Source organism: Kitasatospora sp. NPDC002522 (assembly GCF_053595195.1).
In genome coordinates this window covers 106,071-126,569 of the sequence record NZ_JBSFXE010000012.1, presented here as the reverse complement: position 1 = coordinate 126,569, position 20,499 = coordinate 106,071, and the positions used below count along the sequence as shown (strand labels likewise).

The following is a 20,499-nucleotide window of genomic DNA, read 5'->3' as shown; positions in this document are numbered from 1 at the left end:
ATGGGGCGGATTCGCGTCCTGGTGGTCGACGGCCACCGGATCTTCGCCGAGGCGCTCGCCACGGCGCTCGCCGCCGAACCCGACGTGGACGTCGGGGCGGCGGGCAGCGCCGTCGCGGCGGAACGCGCACTCGACCGGGCGGTGGCCGAACACCGCCCGTACGACGTGGTGCTGGTCGACGCCGACCTGGGCGCCGCGCCGCCGCCGGCCGTGCGCCGCCCGCCCGTCGGCGTCGTCCCGGCTCCCAGACGCACCTTACCGAGCGCCCAACAGCGCAGCTCGGCAACGCAGTTGACCAGCCGTCAAGTTCCGGCGGCGGCACCCCAGTCGACCCCCTCCCGGGCCCTGTCGGACGGGATCGCCCTGCTCGGCCGGATCTGCCGCGCCCATCCGCGGCTGCGCACCGTGGTGCTGGCCGCCGCGGACGACCCGCAGCGCGCCGTCCGCGCCCTGCAGGCCGGCGCCAACGGCTGGGTGGCACGCGAGAGTTCGCTCGGCGCGCTGATGGCCGTGATCCGCGGCGTGCTGCGCGACGAGACCCACCTGCCCCCGGCGCTGCTCACCGGCGTGGTCCGGGAGCTGACCTCCGCCCGGCGGGACCGCTCGGAGAGCGAACGCCTGGTCGCCGCGCTCACCCCGCGCGAGGAGGAGGTGCTGCGCTGCATGGTCGCGGGCCTCGGCCGGCAGGCGGTGGCGGAGCGGCTCTACCTGTCGCCGCACACCGTTCGCACCCACATGCAGAACGTGCTCGGCAAACTCGGCGTGCACTCCACGCTCGCGGCGGTCGCGGTCGCCCGCCGGGCCGGGATCACGCCCTCCGAACCGCCCGTGCCGCCCGCTCCTCCCGTCCCCGTCACCCCGCCGACCGTCGCCTCGACCGCAGGCACCGGCGCGGACTGACCCCAGTCCGCGCCCCAGCAGCACGTTCCACTCCGTGAGTCAGGGAGACCGGAGGTCAGATGTCGCCGAACCGTACTGCCGCACGCCCCGAGGCGTTCAGTCCCCACCCCACCGCCCCGAGGCCGGGACCACCCGGCCTGCGCACCCTGGTGGTGGGTGCCGGCGCGGCCGGCACCGCCCTGGTCCGCGACCTGGGCCGCACCCCCGAGTTCGGGCTCACCCCGGTCGGCGTGCTGGACGACGACCCCGCCAAGGCGGGTACGGACGTCTCCGGCAGCCGCGTCCTGGGCCCGCTCGCCCGGCTCACCGAACTCGCCCTCGCGCACCGCGCCCAGGTCGTGGTGCTGGCCATCCCCGGCCTGCCGCACCAGCGGGTCCGCGCCCTCGCCACCGCCGCCGCGGCGGCCGGCGCCGCGGTCCGCTACCTGCCGTCCTTCCTCGCCGCGCTGCGCCGCGAGGTGGTCGGCTCCGACCTGCGCGCCCTGGACGTCAACCGGCTGATCGGCCGGCACGAGGTGCACGTGGTCTCCCCGGACGTGCGCACCGTCATCGAGGGCCGCCGGGTCCTGGTGACCGGGGCCGGCGGTTCGATCGGCTCCGAACTCTGCCGCCAGGTCCAGGCGTTCGGCCCCGCCGAGCTCTACATGCTCGACCACGACGAGTCCAACCTGCACCGCCTGCAGCTCGACATCTGGGGCGAGGCGCTGCTCACCGACGACTCGCTGGTGATCGCCGACATCCGGGACCAGCCGCGGATCCAGCAGATCTTCCGCGACCTGCGCCCCGAGGTGGTCTTCCACGCCGCCGCGCACAAGCACCTGCCGCTGCTGGAACGCCACCCCAGCGAGGCGGTCAAGTCCAACGTGCTGGGCACCGACCACCTGGTCGAGGCCGCGCTGGCCACCGGCGTCGAGCGGTTCGTGCTGATCTCCACCGACAAGGCCGCCGACCCGACCTCGGTGCTCGGCGCCAGCAAGCGGCTGGCCGAGCTGATCGTGCAGGCCAACGCGAGGGACGCGCGCAACCTGGGCACCGGCGTGTTCTCCGCGGTCCGCTTCGGCAACGTGCTCGGCTCGCGCGGCTCGCTGCTCTCCGTCCTGGAGGAACAGCTGCGCAGCGGCGGCCCGGTGACGGTCACCCACCCCGACGTCACCCGCTTCTTCATGACCGTCCCGGAGGCGGTCGGCCTGGTCCTGGAGGCCGGGCGGATGGCCGAGGGCGGCGAGGTGTTCGTGCTGGACATGGGCGAGCCGGTGCGGATCGTCGACCTGGTGCACAACTTCGCCGAGCAGGTGCAGCTCGGGGCGGAGGAGGTGGAGATCCGCTACACCGGCCTGCGGGCGGGCGAGAAGCTCAACGAAGCGCTGTTCGCCGACACCGAGGAACGCCTCCCCACCGCCCACCCCCGGATCTTCGCCACCGTCGCCGACCACGCGACCGTCCCCGAGGACCTGGCCGGCGGCCTCACCGCCCTCTACGACGCCGCCGCCACCAACGCCGACGCCCGCGTCCGCGACCAGCTGGCGGAACTCCTCCCCGGCTACCACACCCCGGTCGCCGCCCCGTCCCCCCAACCGGCCCTCGCCACCCCGTACCCGGACGGCTTCTGAGCACGCCCCGGCAGGGGTACGGCTCAGCCCGCGCTGTCGAAGGGGGCGACCAGGCGGCGTAGCAGGGTGGCGAGTTCGGTCTGCTGGCCGGGGGCGAGTTGGGCGAGGATCTCGCGTTCGTGGGCGAGGAGGCCGGCCAGGGCCTGGTCGGCCTTGTCGCGGCCGTCCTCGGTGAGGCGGACCAGGACGCCGCGGCGGTCGTCGGGGTCGGGGAGGCGGCGGACCAGACCCTTGGTGGTGAGGCGGTCGATCCGGTTGGTCATGGTGCCGGAGGTGACCAGGGTCTGGGTGAGGAGCTGCCCGGGGGAGAGCTGGTAGGGGTCGCCCGCGCGGCGGAGCGCGGTGAGGACGTCGAACTCCCAGGGTTCGAGGCCGTGCTCGGCGAACGCGGTGCGGCGGGCACGGTCGAGGTGCCGGGCGAGTCGACTGACCCGGCTGAGGACCTCGAGGGGTTCCACGTCGAGGTCGGGGCGCTCGCGGCGCCATGCTGCGACCAGGCGGTCGACCTCGTCCTCCATGACGATCAGTGTATCGGTGGTTGTGTCGATGTGAAGTCTCTTGACATCAAGAGATAACAAAAGGCACCCTCGAATTAATATCTTGATGTCGAGATACTTGCGAGAGCGAGGCCCCCTCATGCACGCCACGCCGCCGACCTGGGACGCCCGGCAGTACCTCCGCTACGCGGACGAACGCATCCGACCGCTCCACGAACTCCTCTCCCGGGTACCGGAGTTGCCGAAGAACCCGACCGTCCTCGACCTCGGCTGCGGACCGGGCAACTCCACCGCCGTGCTGCGCACGCACTGGCCGGACGCCCGCCTGATCGGCCTCGACAACTCCGCCGAGCTGCTCGCCGCCGCCCGGGCCGGCGGGGAGCCGACGGCCGAGTACCGGGAGCAGGACGTCACCCGCTACGACCCGGCCGGCGACGCGCCCGACCTGATCGCCTCCAACGCCGCGCTGCACTGGATGAACACCCCCGAGGCCGACCACCTCGCGCTGCTGCCGCGCTGGGCGGCGGCGCTGCGGCCCGGCGGGGTGATCGCCTTCCAGCTGCCCGGCAACTTCGCCGCGCCCAGCCACACCCTGCTGGCCGCCCTGCGGCACAGCCCGCGCTGGGCGGCCAGGCTGGGCACCGCCCGGCCGGACGCCACCTGCCACGACCCGGCGGTCTACCTGACCGCGCTGCTGGACGCCGGCTGCACCGCCGACGTCTGGGAGACCACGTACCTGACGCTGCTGCCGGGACCGGACCCGGTGCTGGAGTGGGTCAAGGGCAGCGCCCTGCGCCCGGTGCTGGACCTGCTGCCCGACCCGGCGGAGCGGGCGGCGTTCCTGGCCGAGTACGGGGCGCTGCTGCGCGCGGCGTACCCGGCGACGGCGCACGGCACGGTCTTCCCGTTCCGCCGGGTCTTCGCGGTGGCCGTGAGGAACTGAGCGCCCGTCAGGACGGGTCGGCGGCGTCCCGGCGGGCGTCCGGCATGGCCGGGTGGCGGCCGAGCAGGATGACGCCGGTGACCACGGCGACCAGGCCGGCGCACTGCCAGGCGAGGGCGGCGGGGGTGACCCGGAGGCGGTCGCCGAGGAAGCCGACCGCGCAGGCGATGCCGGCCAGCGGCTGCGCGGCGGTGAGGGCGGGCAGCGACATCCGCAGCGGGGCGGCCTCGAACGCGGACTGCACCAGCAGCAGGCCGATCACGCCGAGGCCGAGCACGGTGTAGGGCTGCCAGGAGGAGAGGGCCGCCCCCGGACCGTCGGCGTCGATCCGGTCGAAGGTGCTGCGGGTGAGCGCGTCCTGCAGGCCGTAGAGGAGTCCGGCGGCCAGCGCCAGCAGGGTGGCCTCCTCGAACAGCGGGAGCCGGCGGGCGACGGTGACCAGCAGCAGGGCGAGTCCGGAGACCACGCCGAAGACCAGCCAGTAGCGCAGGGCGCTGGCCTCGCCGCCGCCGCCCTGCGGCTGGCCGGCGGCGATGAAGGCGGTCACGCCGAGGGCGATCAGCGCGACGCCGATCCAGCCCGATGCGCCGAGCCGGGTGCCCGTGAGGGTGCGGGCCAGCAGCATCGCCCAGACCAGGTTGGTGGCGAGCAGCGGTTCGACCAGGGCGACCTCGCCCTGGCTGAGCGCGAGGGCGGAGAGCACCTGACCCGCGATCATGAAGCCGATGCCGAGCAGCCAGTCGGGCATCCGCATCAGGTCGAGCAGCAGCCGCCAGTGCAGCAGGTCGCTGCGCGGGGCGCGCTGGGCGGCGCGCTGCTGCAGGACGAAGCCGAGTCCGAGGCAGCAGGCCGCGCCGAGGGCCAGCAGGAAGACCGCCAATTGCCGTTCCCGTCGTGCTCTGGCCCGGGGCCCGGTCTTCCGGGGCCGGGCCGGTCAGGTCTTGCGTTCGCCGACCAGCTTGGGGTGCCGTTCCAGGCCCTCCAGGCCGTGCCAGGCGAGGTTCACCAGGTGCGCGGCGACGTCCGACTTGGCCGGCTTGCGCACCTCCAGCCACCACTGGCCGGTCAGCGCCACCATGCCGACCAGCATCTGGGAGTACATCGGGGCGAGCCGCGGGTCGAAGCCCCGGGACTTGAACTCCAGCCCCAGGATGTCCTCGACCTGGGTGGCGATGTCGCTGATCAGGGACGCGAAGGAGCCGGTGGACTGGGCCACCGGCGAGTCGCGCACCAGGATCTTGAAGCCGTCGGTGGAGGTGTCGATGTAGTCCATCAACGCGAACGCGGCCTGCTCCAGCAGCTCGCGGGAGTGGCCACCGGTGAGCGCGCCGGTGACCATGTCCAGCAGCAGCTGCATCTCGCGGTCGACCACCACCGCGTACAGCCCCTCCTTGCCGCCGAAGTGCTCGTACACCACCGGCTTGGACACCCCGGCCCGCTCCGCGATCTCCTCGACCGAGGTGCCGTCGTACCCGCGTTCGGCGAAGACCGACCGGCCGATCTCCAGCAGCTGCTCGCGGCGCTGCTTGCCGGTCATCCGCACCCGGCCGCCGCTCTTGCCCCCGCCGCGCCGCGAAGGCTGCTGATGGCCGGCGCTGTCTCCGTTGGTCCCGTTCACCCCTACATCATGCTGCAGGCGCTGCCTCATGCGGCGCGGCGGGCGGCGATCCGCTCCGCACCGGGCCAGCGCACGTCACTCGCCCAGCCCGCCTGCTCGAACCAGCGGATCAGCCGGGCCGAGGAGTCGATCTGGCCGCGCAGCACGCCGTGCCGGGCCGCGGTGGGGTCGGCGTGGTGCAGGTTGTGCCAGGACTCGCCGCAGGACAGCACGGCCAGCCACCAGACGTTGCCCGAGCGGTCCCGGGAGCGGAACGGGCGGGTGCCGACGGCGTGGCAGATCGAGTTGATCGACCAGGTGACGTGGTGCAGCATCGCGACCCGGACCAGCGAGCCCCAGAAGAAGGCGGACAGCGCGCCCTGCCAGCTCCAGGTGGCCAGGCCGCCGACGACCGGCGGGACGGCCAGCGAGATCAGCGTCCACAGCCAGAACATCCGGGAGATCGTCCTTATCGCCGGGTCGGCGATCAGGTCCGGCGCGTACTTCTGCTGCGGGGTCTGCTCCTCGTCGAACAGCCAGCCGATGTGCGCCCACCACAGGCCCTTGACCAGCGCGGGCACGGTCTCGCCGAAGCGCCACGGCGAGTGCGGGTCGCCCTCCTTGTCGGAGAAGCGGTGGTGCTTGCGGTGGTCGGCGACCCAGCGCACCAGCGGGCCCTCGACGGCGAGGCTGCCGGCCACCGCGAGGCCGAGCCGCAGTGCCCGGTTGGCCTTGAACGCGCCGTGCGTGAAGTAGCGGTGGTAGCCGATGGTGACGCCGTGACAGGTCAGGAAGTACATGCCGACCGCCAGGCCGGCGTCCAGCCAGGACAGCCCCCAGCCCCAGGCCACCGGGACGGCGACGGCCAGCGCGGCGAACGGCACCGCGATGAACAGGGCCAGCGCGATCCGCTCCATGGCGCCCTGCTTCTCGCCGCCCCTGGTGGCGGAGAGCTGGGTGGGAAGAGGTCTGTCCGCGGCGGCGCTCGGCAGCGCCTCACCGGCCTGAATGGTCATGGCGCATCCCGGGTGAGGAGAGGGCGGGTGGTGCCTGGGCGGCTACCTACGTGGGCGTAACCTACGGCATCGTAGGTAGCCGGAGGGGGCAAGGGGAAGGGCGCCGCGCGGACGTGTCGGAGTGTTCGCCGCCCGGATTCCTGTCCGTCGGCCGACCAGCGGCTGGACGTCGTCCGGAATGGTGGTGGAGGTACGGGCCGTCAACCCGTAGGCTGTGCTGGGCGCTCAGCGCGTCCGTTCCGCCGTGGTGTAATGGCAGCACAGGGCCCTTTGGAGGCCTTTGTCTGGGTTCGAATCCTAGCGGCGGAGCCCGGCAGTCGATTTCCCGCCACTCGGCCTCGGTATTCTCGGTGCTCCCTCACCCCGCATCGACCGAGGAGCCCTCTCGCGTGAGTGCCAACCAGCCCGCTGCCGTGATCGTGCTCGCCGCCGGCGGCGGCACGCGGATGAAGTCCAAGGCCCTGCCGAAGGTGCTGCACGAGATCTGCGGACGCTCCCTCGTGGGCCACGCGGTCGCCGCCGCCGGTGAGTTGACGCCCGGTCAGCTCGTCGTCGTGGTCGGCCACCTGCGCGAGCTGGTGGAGGCCCACCTGGCCGCCCACTACCCGGCCGCCCGCCCGGTGGTCCAGCAGGAGCAGAACGGCACCGGCCACGCGGTGCGCACCGCGCTGCAGGCGCTGGCCGCCGACGGCGTGGAGCTGGACGGCACCGTGCTGGTGACCACCGGCGACGCCCCGCTGCTGACCGGCGACACCCTGGCCGCGCTGGCCGGCGCCCACGCCGAGCAGGGCAACGGCGTCACCGTGCTGACCGCGATCGTCCCGGACGCCACCGGCTACGGCCGGATCCTGCGCGCCGCCGACGGCCGGGTCACCGCGATCGTCGAGCACAAGGACGCCACCGAGGAGCAGCGCGCCGTCGCCGAGATCAACTCCGGTGTCTTCGCCTTCGACGCCAAGCTGCTGGCGCACGCGCTCTCGCTGGTCGGCACCGACAACGTGCAGGGCGAGGAGTACCTGACCGACACCCTGGAGATCCTGCGCGCCGAGGGCCACCGGGTGGGCGCGGTGGCGGCCGCCGACTACCGGGAGATCGTCGGCATCAACGACCGGGTGCAGCTCTCCCAGGCCCGCCGGATGCTGAACGACCGGCTGCTGGACCGGGCGATGCGGGCCGGCGTGACCGTGGTCGACCCGGCCTCCACCTGGATCGACGTCCAGGTCAGCTACGAGCCGGACGCGGTGGTGCTGCCCGGCACCCAGCTGCACGGTGCGACCCACCTGGGCGAGGGCTGCGAGGTCGGTCCGAACTCGACGCTGACCGACACCCGGGTCGGCGCGGGCGCCAAGGTGAGCAACACCACGGCGGACCGCGCCGAGATCGGCGAGTCGGCGAGCGTCGGCCCGTACGCCTACCTGCGGCCCGGGACCAAGCTGGGCCGGAAGGCGAAGGCCGGCACCTACGTGGAGATCAAGAACTCGGAGCTCGGCGAGGGCGCGAAGGTCCCGCACCTGTCGTACATCGGGGACGCCACGATCGGCGAGGGCACCAACGTCGGTGCGGCGTCCGTCACAGTGAACTACGACGGCGTGAACAAGCACCGCACGGTGATCGGGGCCCACTGCCGCACGGGTTCCGACAACATGTTCATCGCTCCGGTGACGGTGGGTGACGGTGCCTACACCGCCGCCGGATCGGTCATCACCAACGACGTCCCGCCGGGTGCGCTGGGCGTCGCGCGGGCCCAGCAGCGCAACATCGCGGGCTGGGTTGAGCGGAAGCGGCCGGGTTCGGAGTCCGCCCGGGCGGCCTCCGAGGCCAACGGCACGGCCTGACCTCCGGGACGCGGCCGGGGATCTTGCAGGGTGGTCCCCGGCCCCGACCCGTGTCCGGGGCGCGTAACCTGAAGTACATACGTGCGCCATCGGGGCCTGGCCGGCCGTGTCTCGGCGTACTCACCCAATGCGAGGAGACGGTGCAGTGAGCGGGATCACGACCTCCGGTGAGAAGAAGCTCAAACTCTTCTCCGGCCGTGCCCACCCCGGACTTGCCGAGGAGGTGGCCCGCGAACTGGGCACCGAACTCGTCCCGACCAAGGCCTTGGACTTCGCCAACGGCGAGATCTACGTCCGCTTCCTGGAGTCCGCCCGCGGGGCGGACTGCTTCGTGATCCAGAGCCACACGGCTCCGATCAACCAGTGGATCATGGAGCAGCTGATCATGATCGACGCGCTGAAGCGCGCGTCGGCCCGCAGCATCACCGCGATCCTCCCCTTCTACGGCTACGCCCGGCAGGACAAGAAGCACCTCGGCCGCGAGCCCATCTCGGCCCGCCTGGTCGCCGACCTGCTCCGGCAGGCCGGCGCCGACCGTCTGATGGCGGTCGACCTGCACACCGCGCAGATCCAGGGCTTCTTCGACGGCCCGGTGGACCACCTGTTCGCGCTGCCGATGCTCGCCGACTACGTGGGCGACCGGGTTCCCGACCGCTCCAAGCTGACCATCGTCTCCCCGGACGCCGGCCGGGTGAAGGTCGCCGACCAGTGGTGCGACCGCCTGGGCGCCCCGCTGGCGATCATCCACAAGCGCCGCGACATGTCGCAGGCGAACACCATCCTCTCCGCCGAGGTGGTGGGTGACGTCCGGGACCGGGTCTGCGTCCTGGTCGACGACATGATCGACACCGCCGGCACCATCTGCGCGGCCGCCGAGGCGCTGTTCGACGCCGGCGCCGCCGACGTCATCGTCGCGGCCACCCACGGCGTGCTCTCCGGCCCGGCCGCGGACCGGCTGAAGAACTCCCGGGTCAGCGAGTTCGTCTTCACCAACACCCTGCCGACCCCGGCCGAGCTGGACCTGGACAAGATCACCACGCTCTCCATCGCCCCGTCGATCGCCGCCGCGGTCCGCGAGGTGTTCGAGGACGGATCGGTCACCAGCCTCTTCGAGGGCGTGCACTGACACCTCGTCAGCCACTGGAACCGGCCCCCGGCGCACGCTGCGCCGGGGGCCGATTTCTCGCTTCGCGGCCGACCCGTTAGGCTGGGGAGACTGCTCGGCGAGGGATGCCACCTGTGCTCCGTGATCGACGCGCGTGAACGATTGCGCATGATCGAGCCGCCGAGCGCCCCCCAACGCAATTTGAGGGTGTGGCCCGGCGGCTCTGTCGTTCCTGCACCCCTTCGCCTTCACGAGGAGTGCCGTCGTGTCCGAGATCCGCCTTGCCGCTGAAGCCCGTACCGAGTTCGGCAAGGGTGCCGCCCGTCGCGCCCGCCGCGCCGGCTTCGTCCCCGGTGTCGTCTACGGCCACGGCCACGCCCCGGTTCACCTGAACCTGCCCGGCCACGAGCTGATGATGGCCCTGAAGACCCCGAACGCCCTGCTGGTCGTGCCGATCGACGGCAAGGACGAGTTCGTGCTGCCGAAGGCCGTCCAGCGCGAGGCCATCAAGCGCTCCATCGAGCACGTCGACCTGCTGCTGGTCAAGCGCGGCGAGAAGGTCACCGTCGAGATCCCGGTCCACACCGAGGGCGAGCTGGCCCCCGGCGGCAACCTGATCGAGAACGTGCTGAACGCCCTCCCGATCGAGGCCGAGGCCACCCACCTGCCCGAGTCGGTCACCGTCTCCGTCGAGGGCCTGGAGGCCGGCGCCTCCATCACCGCCGGCGACATCGCCCTGCCGTCCGGTGTGACCCTGGCCGTCGAGGCCGACGCCGTGGTGCTCCAGGTCATCGGCGCCCAGGCCCCCGAGGCCACCGAGGAAGAGGCCGCCGAGGCCGCCGAGGAAGCGGCCGTCGAGGCCTGATCCCCGCGATCCCCGCGCTGCCCCGGCCGCCTCGCGCTCACGCGCGACGGCCGGGGCAGCGGCGTGTTCCGGGATGATGACCCCACAGACACCCGCGTGAGGAGCGCAGCGCTATGAGCGAGTACGACGGCCCCTGGCTCGTGGTGGGCCTCGGCAACCCCGGCAAGGAGTACGCCCGCAACCGGCACAACATCGGCTTCATGGTGGTCGAGCTGCTGGCCCAGCGGATCGGCGCCAGGTTCAAGGCCCACAAGAGCCGCGCCCAGGTCGCCGAGGGGCGCCTCGCAGGCAAGCGCGTCGTGCTGGCCGAGCCGATGACCTTCATGAACCTCTCGGGCGGCCCGGTCACCGCGCTGCGCGACTTCTACAAGGTCCCGGCCTCGGCGATCGTCGCGGTGCACGACGAACTCGACCTGGACTACTCCGTGCTGCGGCTCAAGCTCGGCGGCGGCGACAACGGTCACAACGGCCTGAAGTCGATCACCAAGTCGCTCGGCCCGGACTACCACCGGGTGCGCTGCGGCATCGGCCGCCCGCCCGGCCGGATGGAGGTCGCCGACTTCGTGCTGAAGGACTTCTCCGCCACCGAGCGCAAGGACCTCGACTGGTTCGTCGACCGGTCCGCCGACGCCGTCGAGGCCCTGCTCTCCGAGGGCCTGGAGCGCGCCCAGCAGAACTACAACTCCTGAGTCTTGACTGTTCGTCAGGTTCAACACAACGGTCGTGCAACGCTTGCCCGCAGGTCACCCGAACGGGGCCGGATCACACCGTTCCATCGGATACGGTCGGACTCGTCCAGGGGTTGAGGTGCAGTCGTAGGGGGTAAGCACCATGGTTCGGTCCGCACGTGCGCTCGGTGCGGTAGGCGGGGCGGTCCTCCTGCTCGGCGCCGTCACCGGCGTCGCCGCCGCCGAGACCCCCGCCGCCTCCCCCGCGCCCGAGCCCGCCGCGGCCCGGCTCACCCCGCCCGCCACCGCCTCGGTCGGCTCGGCCGGCATCTACGCGGTCGGCGGCGGCCTGGTGGTCGTCGCGGGCGGCGCGGCCACCTGGCTGCGCAAGCGGAAGAAGAGCTGACGCACAACAGGATCCGCCCGAAGCGAGAACTCCCGCTTCGGGCGGATCCTGTTGTCTGCGTCAGTCGCTGCGGGGCGCGGCTCCGGGCGTCAGCCGGTGTTGCGCAGGCCGGCCGCGATGCCGTTGACGGTGAGGAGCAGCGCGCGGGCGCGCAGCGGGTCCTCGGGGCGGCCGGTGGCGACCTCCTCGCGCTGGCGGCGGAGCAGTGCGACCTGGAGGTAGGAGATCGGGTCGAGGTAGGCGTCGCGGACGGTGAACGTCTGCTTCAACACCTCGTTGTGCTCCAGCAGTTCGTGCTCGCCGGTGAGGCGCAGCACCTCACGCATGGTCAGGTCGTGCTCGGCGACGATCTGGTCGAAGACGTGGTGCAGCTCGGCGGGGACCAGCTGCTCGACGTAGTGCCGGGCGATCCGCAGGTCGGTCTTGGCCAGCGTCATGGCGACGTTGGACAGGAAGTTCCTGAAGAAGTGCCAGTTCCCGTACATCTCGTCGAGCACGTCCGACAGCCCGGCCTCGCGGGCCGCGGCGAGGCCGGAGCCGACGCCGTACCAGCCGGGGACGATCTGCCGGGACTGGGTCCAGCCGAACACCCACGGGATGGCGCGCAGGCCGTCCAGGCCGGCGCCGCTGTCGGGGCGGCGGGACGGCCGGGAGCCCAGGTGCAGCGAGGCGAGCTGGTCGACCGGGGTCGCGGCGAAGAAGTACTTCGGCAGGTCCTCCTGCTCGACCAGGGCGCGGTAGGAGGTGTGCGCGGCCTCCGAGACCTGGTCCATCGCGGCGTCCCAGCGGGCCAGCTCCTCGGGGGCCTGGCGCGGGGCGGTGTGCAGCGCGGAGGCGGCGAGCGTGGCGGACAGGGTGAGTTCGAGGTTCTCCCGGGCCAGCGACGGCAACAGGTACTTGTCGGAGATCACCTCGCCCTGCTCGGTCACCTTGATCTCGCCCTCCAGCGTGCCCCACGGCTGGGCGAGGATCGCCTCGTGCGAGGGGCCGCCGCCGCGGCCGACGGTGCCGCCGCGGCCGTGGAACAGCCGCAGCCGGATGCCGTAGCGGTGCGCGACGTCGCGCAGCCGGCGCTGGGCGCGGTGGATCTCCCACTGCGAGGTGGTGATGCCGCCGAACTTGGAGGAGTCGGAGTAGCCGAGCATGACCTCCTGGACGTCGCCGCGCAGCGAGACCAGCAGCCGGTACGACGGGTCGGAGAGCATCTCCTCCATGATCCGGTCGGCCTGCTGGAGTTCGTCGGTGGTCTCCAGCAGCGGCACGATGCCGATCTTGGCGATCCCGGCGTGCAGGTCGATCAGGCCGGCCTCGCGGGCCAGCACCGCGGCGGCGAACACGTCGTCCGCGCCCTGGCACATGGAGATGATGTACGACTCGACGATCTCGTCGCCGAAGCGCTCGAAGCCCTCGCGGATGGTGGTGAAGACGCCGAGGGTCTTGGCACCGGCCGGGTCCAGCGGGGCCGGGGTCGGGGCGAGCGGGCGGCGCGAGCGCATCTCCTTGGAGAGCAGGCGCTGGCGGTACTCGCGCGGCATGTCGGTGTAGCGCCAGGCCTCCTCGCCGAGCCGGTCGAAGAGCTGGCCGAGCGCGTGGTGGTGGGCCTCGGCGTGCTCGCGGACGTCCATGGTGGCGAGCTGCAGGCCGAACGCCTCGATGGTGCGGATCGCCCGGGCCAGCCGGCCGTCGGCGATCAGGCCGCCGCGGTGGGCGCGCAGCGAGTCCTGGATCAGCCGCAGGTCGGCGAGGAGCTCGCGGGTGCCGACGTAGTCCCGGCCGGGGAGGTGCGGGGTGCCGGCGGCGAGCCGGTCGCGGGTGTGCTCCAGCTTGATCCGCACACAGGTGGCCTTGAGCCGGTACGGCTCCTCGGCGTTCATCCGCTTGTAGCGCGGGCTGACCTCGGGCAGCTGGGAGAGGTCGGCGTCGAGCGAGGCGAGCAGCTCCTCGGAGGCGCCGGCCAGCCGGACCGAGGTGGAGAGCGAGGCGCGCAGGTCGTCGACGGCGGACAGCGCGTCCATGATGCCGTACTCGTGCTGCAGGTTGAGGACGTCCCAGGTGACCTGCGGGGTGACGTTCGGGTTGCCGTCGCGGTCGCCGCCGATCCAGGTGCCGAAGGTCAGCGGGCGGACCCCCTCGGGCAGCGTGAGGCCGACCCGGGCGAGCTCCTCGTGCAGCTCCTCCAGTACCTCCGGGACGGCGTCGCGGTACAGCTCGTCCAGGTAGTAGACGGCGTTGCGGGCCTCGTCGGTGGGCTCGGGGCGGGCGATGCGCAGCTCGTCGGTCTGCCACAGCAGGTCGATGACCTCGGCGAGCCGGCGGTCGGCCTGGCGGCGGGCGGAGGTCTGCCGGGCGGTGTCGACCTGGCCGGTGGCGGCCTGCTCGCGGTGGATCCGCTCCAGCAGCTCGCCGACCCGGCGGAGCTTGTTCAGCACGCTGCGGCGGGCGGCCTCGGTCGGGTGCGCGGTGAAGACCGGACGGACCGCCAGGTTGGCCAGGGTGTCCGCGAGGTGCTTCGGGTCGGCCTCCTTCAGCTGGTCCGCGGTCTGCGCCAGCACCGAGCCCTCGCGGGCCCGGCGCGCGGCGAACTCCCGTCCGCGGTGCACCTGTTCGGTGACGTTCGCGAGGTGGAAGTAGGTGGAGAAGGCGCGCACCAGCTTCGCGGCGGTGTCCAGGTCGATCTCGGCGAGCAGCTGCGCGGTGGCCTCGCCGTCGGTGCGGCTCAGCAGTCGGACCTGCTCGACCAGGCCCAGCAGTTCGGGGCCCTCCTGCCGGACGAGCGTCTCGCCGAGCAGATCGCCGAGGCGGCGGATGTCCGCGCGCAGCGCCGCGTTGTCCGCGCTGTCGGTGATCGAAGTGGGGTTGTCCGCCGAGATGGGGACCGGAGCGGTCACGGCTGGCTCCCTGTGGTGGTGGGGTTCGGCAACGGCTCTGCCATCACCGCGGTGCGGGTGACGGGTGCGGACCGCGCTGTCCGACGCGACCAGCATAGGTGGCACGGGGTGCCAAGACGGAGAGGTGGCCGGATGGCGGACAGCCGCCCACGCGCACGGGCGAATGACGGCCCGTCGGAACGCCCCGGGTTTCACCTCGCCGCGTCTCCTTCCCGTTCTCCTGCGGTGCGTAAGGTGTCCGCATGAGTGAGAAGCCGGCGGGGGACGGCCTGTGGTGGTGGACGCGTAGGCGCAGTGCGGTGTTGGACGTGGGGCTGGCGGCGGTCGCCGGGGTGGAGTGCGCGCTCGGCGCGTTCCAACTGCTCCGGGGCCGGCTGGAGCTGGGCCTGGGCGCGGCGGTGGCCGGGGTGGTGATCGGGGCGCTGGCGGGCGGCTCGCTGGTGGTGCGCCGCCGCTGGCCGGTGCTGCCGGTGGTGGTCGCGCTGGTGTTCGTGCCGGGCCTGTTCGGCGTGGTGCTGCTGGTGGTGTCGCTGTACACGCTGGCCGCCACCTGGGAGTGGCCGTCGCGGCGCGGCCGGGTGGTGGTGCTCTCGCTGATCGCCCTGGTCGAGACCTTCTTCATGGTGCTGCTGGCGATGTCGGCGCCGGGCCGCGGCACGTCCGAACCGCTGCCGCCGAGCTGGGTGCTGGCGCTGGTGGCCGGCTTCGTGGCGATCGGCATGGCGCTCGCCCCCGTGGTGACCGGCCTGTACGTGGGCGCCCGGCGGCGGCTGGTGCTGTCGCTGCGGGACCGGGCGCACGGCCTGGAGACCGAGCTGACGCTGCTCGCCGAGCAGGCCCGGGAGCGGGCCCGCCGGGCCCGGCTGGAGGAGCGCACCCGGATCGCCCGCGAGATGCACGACGTGGTGGCGCACCGGGTCAGCCTGATGGTGGTGCACGCCGCGGCGCTGGAGCGGATCGTCCCGAAGGACCCGGCCAGGGCCCAGCAGTCGGCGAAGCTGATCGGCGAGACCGGCCGGCAGGCGCTGGACGAGCTGCGGGAGATCCTCGGCGTGCTGCGGATGTCCGACCAGCACGAGGCCGGCGCCGAACCGCCGGTCGGCGGGCTCACCGAGCTGCCCCGGCTGGTCGACCAGTCCAGGGCCGCGGGCATGGCCGTCGCGCTCACCGTCAAGGGCGAGCACCAGGCGTACGTCGCGGAGGCCGAGCAGACCGCCTTCCGGGTGGTGCAGGAGGGGCTGACCAACGCCCACAAGCACGCCGGCGGGGCGCGGGTGTCGGTGCTGCTGGCGTACGTGCCCAACGGGGTGCGGGTCTCGGTGCTGAACGACTGCCCGCAGGGCCAGGCGCCCGCGGTGGCGCTGCCCAGCGGCGGCAACGGCCTGGTCGGGATGCGGGAGCGGGTGCTGGCGCTCGGCGGCAGCTTCAGCGCCGGGCCACGCGAGGGCGGCGGGTTCCTGGTCGAGGCGGTGCTGCCGTCACGCCTGCTGCGCCGGAGCGACCGACTTGCCTGACGCTGCGTCAACACCGGTCGCCCCGACATGACCTGAAAGGTCGTCAAGGCTCGGGCGCTGCGCGGGCGCGCGCGGCGCCAGCAGCCGCCCGACCGGCGGCTGCACCAGCGGCCGCAGCAGCCGCACGCTCGCGGGCAGCGCCAGCACCACCGCCAGGGCCAGCGCGAACGCGCCGAGCAGCGGGAGCGCGACGTACCAGTGGTGCAGTTCGGGCCGCCGGTACAGTCCGGCGTGCTGCAGGACCTTCAGCACCAGGCCGTGCAGCAGGTAGACGTACAGCGACGCCGCACCGAGCCGGGTCCACCTGGTCGGACGGTCCGGCAGCAGGGCGAGGAACGCCGCCCCGGCGAGCAGCGCGACCGCGCCGAGCGCGGCCCGGACGGCCAGCCACGGCAGGTAGCGGGTGTGCAGTTGGGCGGCGCTGTCGGTGTACTCGATCCAGCCCGGGTCCAGCAGCCGCGGCGCGGCCAGCCAGAACCCGGCGGCGACCAGCGCCAGCACCAGCGGGGCCAGCCGGCGGGCCGGCCGGGTGCGCAGCAGCGCGAAGTGCTCGGGGCGCAGCGTGAGGCCGAGCACGAAGAACGGCAGGAAGCCGAGGGTGCGGCCGAGCGCGAACTGCGCCGGAAGCGCGGTCGCGGTGCCCGACGCGGCGGCCACCAGCACCGCGACCGGCAGCGGGCGGCGCAGCGCCGTCCACAGCGGCACCGACAGCCGCCACAGCAGCAGCGAGAGCAGGAACCAGGTCAGCCAGCGCGGCTCCAGCAGGTGCACCGGGAGGCTGAAGCCGGCCAGCTGGTACAGCACTTGGAAGACCAGGTAGGGCACCGCCAGCTGGGTCACCAGGCGCGGCCCGTCCACCGCGGGCCGCCCCGGCCGGGGACGGGCGAAGTAGCCGCACAGGGTGGTGAACAGCGGCATCGCGAAGGCCGCGACGGTGAGCACCGCGCCGACCGTCACCCGGTCGTCCAGCAGTGGCATCCAGGTGTGCGCGCAGACCACCAGCGCGACCGCCGCGAACTTGGCGTGGTCGAACAGCGCGCGGCGCCCGTCCATGGCTTCTCCCCGGAACCTTCACGTTTCTGTCGGGGGCTCAGTGTGCCGGGCGGCCGGGCCGGTCGGTACCGGTTCGCCGAAACGGGCCGCGAACGCCACCCGCCGGGGGTACGGGCGGGTTACTCGTCGGCGGTGCGCAGCCGGTGCGGGGCCAGGCCCAGCACCAGGGTGGCCAGCGCCTGGTCGACGCTCTCGCCGAGGAACCACTCGCCGGTGTGGTCCAGGCTGAACACCCGGCCCTGCTCGTCCACCGCCAGCAGCGCCTGTCCGTGCAGCTCCTCGCCGAGCGGGGCCAGCCGGGTGTCCAGCGCCCGGCCCAGGTCGGCCAGGGTGCGCGGCTGGTGCAGCCCGCAGCGCGGGTCCAGCAGGAACGGGGTGCGGGCCAGCGTGCGGCCCGCGCCCGGCACGTCGAAGGCCAGGCCGCCGAACTCCGCCCAGGCCTCGATCGCGGCCGGGAAGACCGAGTGCTGCGGGTCCAGCGGACCGCCGTACGCGACCAGGGCGTCGGCCCATCGTTCGGCCTGCCGGATCTCCCACCTCCCCGGGTGCCAGCCGGCCTGCTTCAGGGCGGCGGCCACGTCGGCCGGGAAACGGGGCTGGGTGCGGACGGTGCTGGCGTTCAGGGCGGGCTCCGGGAAGTCGGGGACAGGGGAGGGGCGCGGTGGTCCGCGCTCAGCGGCCGGGCGGGCCGACCGCGACGCTGACCACGTTCAGGTGGTCCAGCAGCGGCTCGCACGAGCGGCACGGCGGCGCGTGCGTCCCGTGCGCCGGGTCGCCCTCCTCGCGGATCCGCACCGTGGTCAGCCGGGCGCCCTTCAGCGCCTTGCGGGCCTCCTGCACCGTCATCGGCTTGCGCGCCGCGCGCTTCGAGCGGGAGGCGTCCACCTGCACCAGGTACTGCGACAGCAGCGCCGCCTCCGGGCAGCGGCCGAGGAACCGCTCACGCCGTTCCACCGGCAGCGCGGCCAGGAACTCGCCGACCAACGGGTGCAGCCGCGGCGCCAGTTCGGACTTCTCCCCGGCCAGTGTGTGCACCTCCCCGCCGCGCAGCGACAGCGCGGCGGCGACCGCGGGCAGCAGGCTGTCGCGCTGATGGCGCAGCACGGGCGGCGGGCCCGACGGTTCCATGACTGCTCCTCGGTCGGTGGGCGGCTGACGGACGGTGGGATCCGGTGGAGAGCGACAGGGTCCGGGAAGTGACCGGACGGTGAATCCTCACCCCAGAGCATCCAGCCTGCCAAACCGCTGCGACACCCGCCGCGCCGGGGGGTCGACACGGGGCGCGCGGAGGTGTACGGAGGGCCCCGTTCCGGACCCGCGCGCCCTGGGGCGGCATCCACCGATTTTGCCGAATACGCCCGCCCCGGTGCACCCGGCCGGTACCGTTCCAGCGACGCGACGGCAAGGGGGGTCTTGCGATGATGTCGAACGTCGTGGCGCACGAGGCGCCAGCAGAACACGTACCCACTCCCGGAAGCACCGACCACACACCCGACCGGCGGATCGGACTGGCCGTCATCGGGGCCGGCTACTGGGGACCGAACCTGGTCCGCAACGCCCAGCAGACACCCGCACTGCACCTGCACTGGCTGTGCGACCTCGACGAGCAGCGCTCCCGCCGGGTCCTCGGCGAGTACTCCACCGTCCGCTCCACCACCTCCTTCGAGGAGGTGCTCGCCGACGAGCGGGTGCACGCCGTGGCCATCGCCACCCCGGCCGCCGCGCACCACCGGCTCGCCCGGGCCGCGCTGGAGGCCGGGAAGCACGTCCTGGTGGAGAAGCCGATCACCACCACCGTCGAGGACGCCGCCGACCTGGTCGCCCTCGCCGAGGAGCGCGGCCTGGTCCTGATGTGCGACCACACCTTCTGCTACACCCCCGTGGTGCGGCGGATCCGCGAACTCGTCCACGGCGGCGAGATCGGCGACGTCCAGTTCTTCGACTCGGTGCGGATCAACCTCGGACTGGTCCAGCCCGACGTCGACGTGCTCTGGGACCTCGCCCCGCACGACCTGTCCATCCTCGACTTCGTGCTGCCGCCCGGCGTCGAACCGGTCGGCGTCTCCGCCCAGGCCGCCGACCCGATCGGCGCCGGCCGCGCCTGCGTCGCCTACCTGACGCTGCACCTCTCCAACGGCGCGCTCGCCCACTGCCACGTCAACTGGCTCTCCCCGACCAAGGTCCGCACCACCATGATCGGCGGCTCCCGCCGCACCCTGGTCTGGGACGACCTCAACCCGCAGGCCCGGCTCGCGGTCCACGACCGCGGCGTCGACCTCACCCCGCCCGACGAACTCACCGACGCCATCCGGCACCGCGCCCTGATCTCCTACCGGGTCGGCGACATGGTCGCCCCCGCTCTGGTCGAGCAGGAGGCGCTGCGCAACGTGATGGCCGAGTTCGCCGCCGCCATCACCGAATCCCGCCCCGCGCTCACCGACGGCCGGGCCGGCCTGCGGGTGCTGCGCCTGCTGCACGCCGCCTCCCGCAGCCTCGAACTCGGCGGCGCCACCGTCCCGGTGGACTCCGCCGCACTCCGCACCGACCTCGACCTGATCGCACCTCAGCTCCCCACCCAGGAGAGGGCCACCGCCCGATGAACGCCATCGCCCTCGCGGGCTCCCGCTGCCTCGTCACCGGCGGCGCCGGAACCATCGGCTCCACCGTCGTCGACCAGCTCCTCGAAGCCGGCGCCCGCGAGGTCGTCGTCCTCGACAACTTCGTCCGCGGCCGGATGGCCAACCTCGCGCGGGCCCAGGAGATCGCCGCTCCCGGTCAACTCCGCGTGGTGGACGGGGACATCCGCGACCGGGCGCTGCTGCGCGAGCTGCTCGCCCCGGGCACCGACGCCCTGTTCCACCTCGCCGCGATCCGGATCACCCAGTGCGCGGCCGAACCCCGGCTCGCGCTGGAGATCATGGTCGACGGGACCTTCGACGTCGTCGAGGCGGCGGCGGAGGTCGGCGTCGGCAAGGTGATCGCCTCCTCGACCGCGTCCGTGTACGGCCTCGCCGACGTCTTCCCGACGCCCGAGACCCAGCACCCGTACAACAACGACACCCTGTACGGGGCGGCCAAGGTCTTCAACGAGGGCCTGCTGCGCAGCTTCCACACCATGTACGGCCTGGACTACGTGGCGCTGCGGTACTTCAACGTGTACGGCCCGCGGATGGACGTGCACGGCCGCTACACCGAGGTCTTCATCCGCTGGATGGAGCGGATCGCCGCCGGGCAGCCGCCGCTGATCTTCGGCGACGGCGCCCAGACCATGGACTTCGTCTACACCGAGGACATCGCCCGGGCCAACCTGCTCGCCGCCGCCGCCCCCGTGACCGACCGGGTCTACAACATCGCCTCGGGCACGGAGGTCTCCCTGCGCGGCCTCGCCGACGCCCTGCTCGAAGCCATGGACTCCGACCTCGACGTCGAGCACCAGGCCGCCCGGGACACCGCGGGCGGCGTCGTCCGGCGCCTTGCCGACATCTCCGCGGCGGAACGCGACCTCGCCTGGAAGCCCGAACTGGGCCTGACGGACGGCCTCCGAAAGCTCGTCACCTGGTGGCGCGAACAGTAGTCCCACCACGCCCACGCCCGCCAGGAAG

19 protein-coding genes and 1 tRNA gene are annotated in these 20,499 nt (G+C 73.1%); 12 read left to right on the top strand and 8 right to left on the bottom strand.

Annotation, left to right across the window (positions count from 1 at the left end):
- Positions 1–900: a response regulator transcription factor gene (locus ACWD4U_RS13150; RefSeq protein WP_363451971.1), complete on the top strand. Its 900-nt coding sequence runs from the start codon at positions 1–3 to the stop codon at positions 898–900.
- A gap of 59 nt (positions 901–959) precedes the next feature.
- Positions 960–2,510, top strand: a complete 1,551-nt coding sequence (locus ACWD4U_RS13145) for a polysaccharide biosynthesis protein (RefSeq protein ID WP_363451969.1) — start codon at positions 960–962, stop codon at positions 2,508–2,510.
- 23 nt (positions 2,511–2,533) lie between these two features.
- Here ACWD4U_RS13145 and ACWD4U_RS13140 read toward each other — a convergent pair whose 3' ends face one another.
- Entirely contained in the window at positions 2,534–3,028 is a 495-nt protein-coding gene (locus ACWD4U_RS13140) for a MarR family winged helix-turn-helix transcriptional regulator (RefSeq protein ID WP_363451967.1), read from the bottom strand.
- A 118-nt stretch (positions 3,029–3,146) separates the two neighbouring features.
- Between ACWD4U_RS13140 and ACWD4U_RS13135 the strand changes: the two genes are divergently transcribed.
- Positions 3,147–3,950 carry a methyltransferase domain-containing protein gene (locus tag ACWD4U_RS13135; protein WP_363451965.1) on the top strand — a complete coding sequence of 268 codons (804 nt, stop codon included), beginning with the start codon at positions 3,147–3,149 and terminating at the stop codon, positions 3,948–3,950.
- Positions 3,951–3,957: 7 nt separating this feature from the next.
- On the opposite strand, the gene ACWD4U_RS13130 is transcribed toward ACWD4U_RS13135, so the two are convergent.
- The 3 genes from ACWD4U_RS13130 to ACWD4U_RS13120 are packed head-to-tail and all read right to left on the bottom strand — an operon-like array spanning position 3,958 to position 6,563.
- Positions 3,958–4,830, bottom strand: coding sequence for a DMT family transporter (locus tag ACWD4U_RS13130; RefSeq protein WP_363451963.1), 873 nt, complete (start codon positions 4,828–4,830; stop codon positions 3,958–3,960).
- A 54-nt stretch (positions 4,831–4,884) separates the two neighbouring features.
- Positions 4,885–5,568, bottom strand: coding sequence for a TetR/AcrR family transcriptional regulator (locus ACWD4U_RS13125; protein WP_363451961.1), 684 nt, complete (start codon positions 5,566–5,568; stop codon positions 4,885–4,887).
- 26 nt (positions 5,569–5,594) lie between these two features.
- Positions 5,595–6,563 carry an acyl-CoA desaturase gene (locus ACWD4U_RS13120; RefSeq protein ID WP_363451959.1) on the bottom strand — a complete coding sequence of 323 codons (969 nt, stop codon included), beginning with the start codon at positions 6,561–6,563 and terminating at the stop codon, positions 5,595–5,597.
- Positions 6,564–6,801: 238 nt separating this feature from the next.
- Between ACWD4U_RS13120 and ACWD4U_RS13115 the strand changes: the two genes are divergently transcribed.
- From ACWD4U_RS13115 to ACWD4U_RS13090, 6 genes are all read left to right on the top strand, one after another.
- A tRNA-Gln gene (locus ACWD4U_RS13115) sits at positions 6,802–6,872 on the top strand.
- Positions 6,873–6,952: 80 nt separating this feature from the next.
- Complete coding sequence (gene glmU, locus ACWD4U_RS13110; protein WP_363451957.1) at positions 6,953–8,398, top strand: bifunctional UDP-N-acetylglucosamine diphosphorylase/glucosamine-1-phosphate N-acetyltransferase GlmU; 1,446 nt, start codon at positions 6,953–6,955, stop codon at positions 8,396–8,398.
- A gap of 145 nt (positions 8,399–8,543) precedes the next feature.
- A complete protein-coding gene (locus tag ACWD4U_RS13105) occupies positions 8,544–9,524 on the top strand; it encodes a ribose-phosphate diphosphokinase (RefSeq protein ID WP_363451955.1) in 981 nt (326 codons plus the stop codon).
- A gap of 244 nt (positions 9,525–9,768) precedes the next feature.
- Complete coding sequence (locus ACWD4U_RS13100; protein WP_363451953.1) at positions 9,769–10,368, top strand: 50S ribosomal protein L25/general stress protein Ctc; 600 nt, start codon at positions 9,769–9,771, stop codon at positions 10,366–10,368.
- A gap of 113 nt (positions 10,369–10,481) precedes the next feature.
- Positions 10,482–11,057 (top strand): aminoacyl-tRNA hydrolase, encoded by a 576-nt coding sequence (gene pth, locus ACWD4U_RS13095; RefSeq protein WP_363451951.1) that lies wholly within the window; start codon positions 10,482–10,484, stop codon positions 11,055–11,057.
- A 142-nt stretch (positions 11,058–11,199) separates the two neighbouring features.
- A complete protein-coding gene (locus ACWD4U_RS13090) occupies positions 11,200–11,442 on the top strand; it encodes a hypothetical protein (RefSeq protein WP_363451949.1) in 243 nt (80 codons plus the stop codon).
- Between the two features lie 89 nt (positions 11,443–11,531).
- Here ACWD4U_RS13090 and ppc read toward each other — a convergent pair whose 3' ends face one another.
- Positions 11,532–14,330 carry a phosphoenolpyruvate carboxylase gene (ppc, locus tag ACWD4U_RS13085; RefSeq protein ID WP_363451947.1) on the bottom strand — a complete coding sequence of 933 codons (2,799 nt, stop codon included), beginning with the start codon at positions 14,328–14,330 and terminating at the stop codon, positions 11,532–11,534.
- 242 nt (positions 14,331–14,572) lie between these two features.
- On the opposite strand from ppc, the gene ACWD4U_RS13080 reads away from it, so the two are divergent.
- Entirely contained in the window at positions 14,573–15,844 is a 1,272-nt protein-coding gene (locus ACWD4U_RS13080; RefSeq protein ID WP_363451945.1) for a sensor histidine kinase, read from the top strand.
- On the opposite strand, the gene ACWD4U_RS13075 is transcribed toward ACWD4U_RS13080, so the two are convergent.
- From ACWD4U_RS13075 to ACWD4U_RS13065, 3 genes are all read right to left on the bottom strand, one after another.
- A complete protein-coding gene (locus ACWD4U_RS13075) occupies positions 15,809–16,897 on the bottom strand; it encodes an acyltransferase family protein (RefSeq protein WP_363451943.1) in 1,089 nt (362 codons plus the stop codon). The genes ACWD4U_RS13080 and ACWD4U_RS13075 overlap by 36 nt on opposite strands.
- A gap of 119 nt (positions 16,898–17,016) precedes the next feature.
- On the bottom strand, positions 17,017–17,475 hold the full coding sequence (locus tag ACWD4U_RS13070) for an SUKH-3 domain-containing protein (protein WP_363451941.1): 459 nt from the start codon (positions 17,473–17,475) through the stop codon (positions 17,017–17,019).
- A gap of 94 nt (positions 17,476–17,569) precedes the next feature.
- Positions 17,570–18,025 carry a YwqJ-related putative deaminase gene (locus ACWD4U_RS13065; RefSeq protein WP_363451939.1) on the bottom strand — a complete coding sequence of 152 codons (456 nt, stop codon included), beginning with the start codon at positions 18,023–18,025 and terminating at the stop codon, positions 17,570–17,572.
- A 290-nt stretch (positions 18,026–18,315) separates the two neighbouring features.
- On the opposite strand from ACWD4U_RS13065, the gene ACWD4U_RS13060 reads away from it, so the two are divergent.
- Together ACWD4U_RS13060 and ACWD4U_RS13055 are read left to right on the top strand one after the other, a co-directional pair.
- Positions 18,316–19,497 carry a Gfo/Idh/MocA family protein gene (locus tag ACWD4U_RS13060; RefSeq protein WP_363451937.1) on the top strand — a complete coding sequence of 394 codons (1,182 nt, stop codon included), beginning with the start codon at positions 18,316–18,318 and terminating at the stop codon, positions 19,495–19,497.
- The gene (locus ACWD4U_RS13055) at positions 19,494–20,471 is read left to right on the top strand and encodes an NAD-dependent epimerase/dehydratase family protein (RefSeq protein ID WP_363451935.1); all 978 of its coding nucleotides are present in this window, start codon (positions 19,494–19,496) and stop codon (positions 20,469–20,471) included. The genes ACWD4U_RS13060 and ACWD4U_RS13055 overlap by 4 nt, the downstream gene beginning before the upstream one ends.
- Positions 20,472–20,499 lie beyond the last annotated feature (28 nt).

Excerpts from the sequence above, each read along its gene's own strand:
- ACWD4U_RS13150 (WP_363451971.1), top strand. The coding sequence starts at position 1 with ATGGGGCGGATTCGCGTCCTGGTGGTCGACGGCCACCGGATCTTCGCC.
- ACWD4U_RS13145 (WP_363451969.1), top strand. The coding sequence starts at position 960 with ATGTCGCCGAACCGTACTGCCGCACGCCCCGAGGCGTTCAGTCCCCAC.
- ACWD4U_RS13140 (WP_363451967.1), bottom strand. The coding sequence starts at position 3,028 with ATGGAGGACGAGGTCGACCGCCTGGTCGCAGCATGGCGCCGCGAGCGC.
- ACWD4U_RS13135 (WP_363451965.1), top strand. The coding sequence starts at position 3,147 with ATGCACGCCACGCCGCCGACCTGGGACGCCCGGCAGTACCTCCGCTAC.
- ACWD4U_RS13120 (WP_363451959.1), bottom strand. The coding sequence starts at position 6,563 with ATGACCATTCAGGCCGGTGAGGCGCTGCCGAGCGCCGCCGCGGACAGA.
- pth (WP_363451951.1), top strand. The coding sequence starts at position 10,482 with ATGAGCGAGTACGACGGCCCCTGGCTCGTGGTGGGCCTCGGCAACCCC.
- ACWD4U_RS13090 (WP_363451949.1), top strand. The coding sequence starts at position 11,200 with ATGGTTCGGTCCGCACGTGCGCTCGGTGCGGTAGGCGGGGCGGTCCTC.
- ACWD4U_RS13080 (WP_363451945.1), top strand. The coding sequence starts at position 14,573 with ATGAGTGAGAAGCCGGCGGGGGACGGCCTGTGGTGGTGGACGCGTAGG.
- ACWD4U_RS13075 (WP_363451943.1), bottom strand. The coding sequence starts at position 16,897 with ATGGACGGGCGCCGCGCGCTGTTCGACCACGCCAAGTTCGCGGCGGTC.
- ACWD4U_RS13065 (WP_363451939.1), bottom strand. The coding sequence starts at position 18,025 with ATGGAACCGTCGGGCCCGCCGCCCGTGCTGCGCCATCAGCGCGACAGC.
- ACWD4U_RS13060 (WP_363451937.1), top strand. The coding sequence starts at position 18,316 with ATGATGTCGAACGTCGTGGCGCACGAGGCGCCAGCAGAACACGTACCC.
- ACWD4U_RS13055 (WP_363451935.1), top strand. The coding sequence starts at position 19,494 with ATGAACGCCATCGCCCTCGCGGGCTCCCGCTGCCTCGTCACCGGCGGC.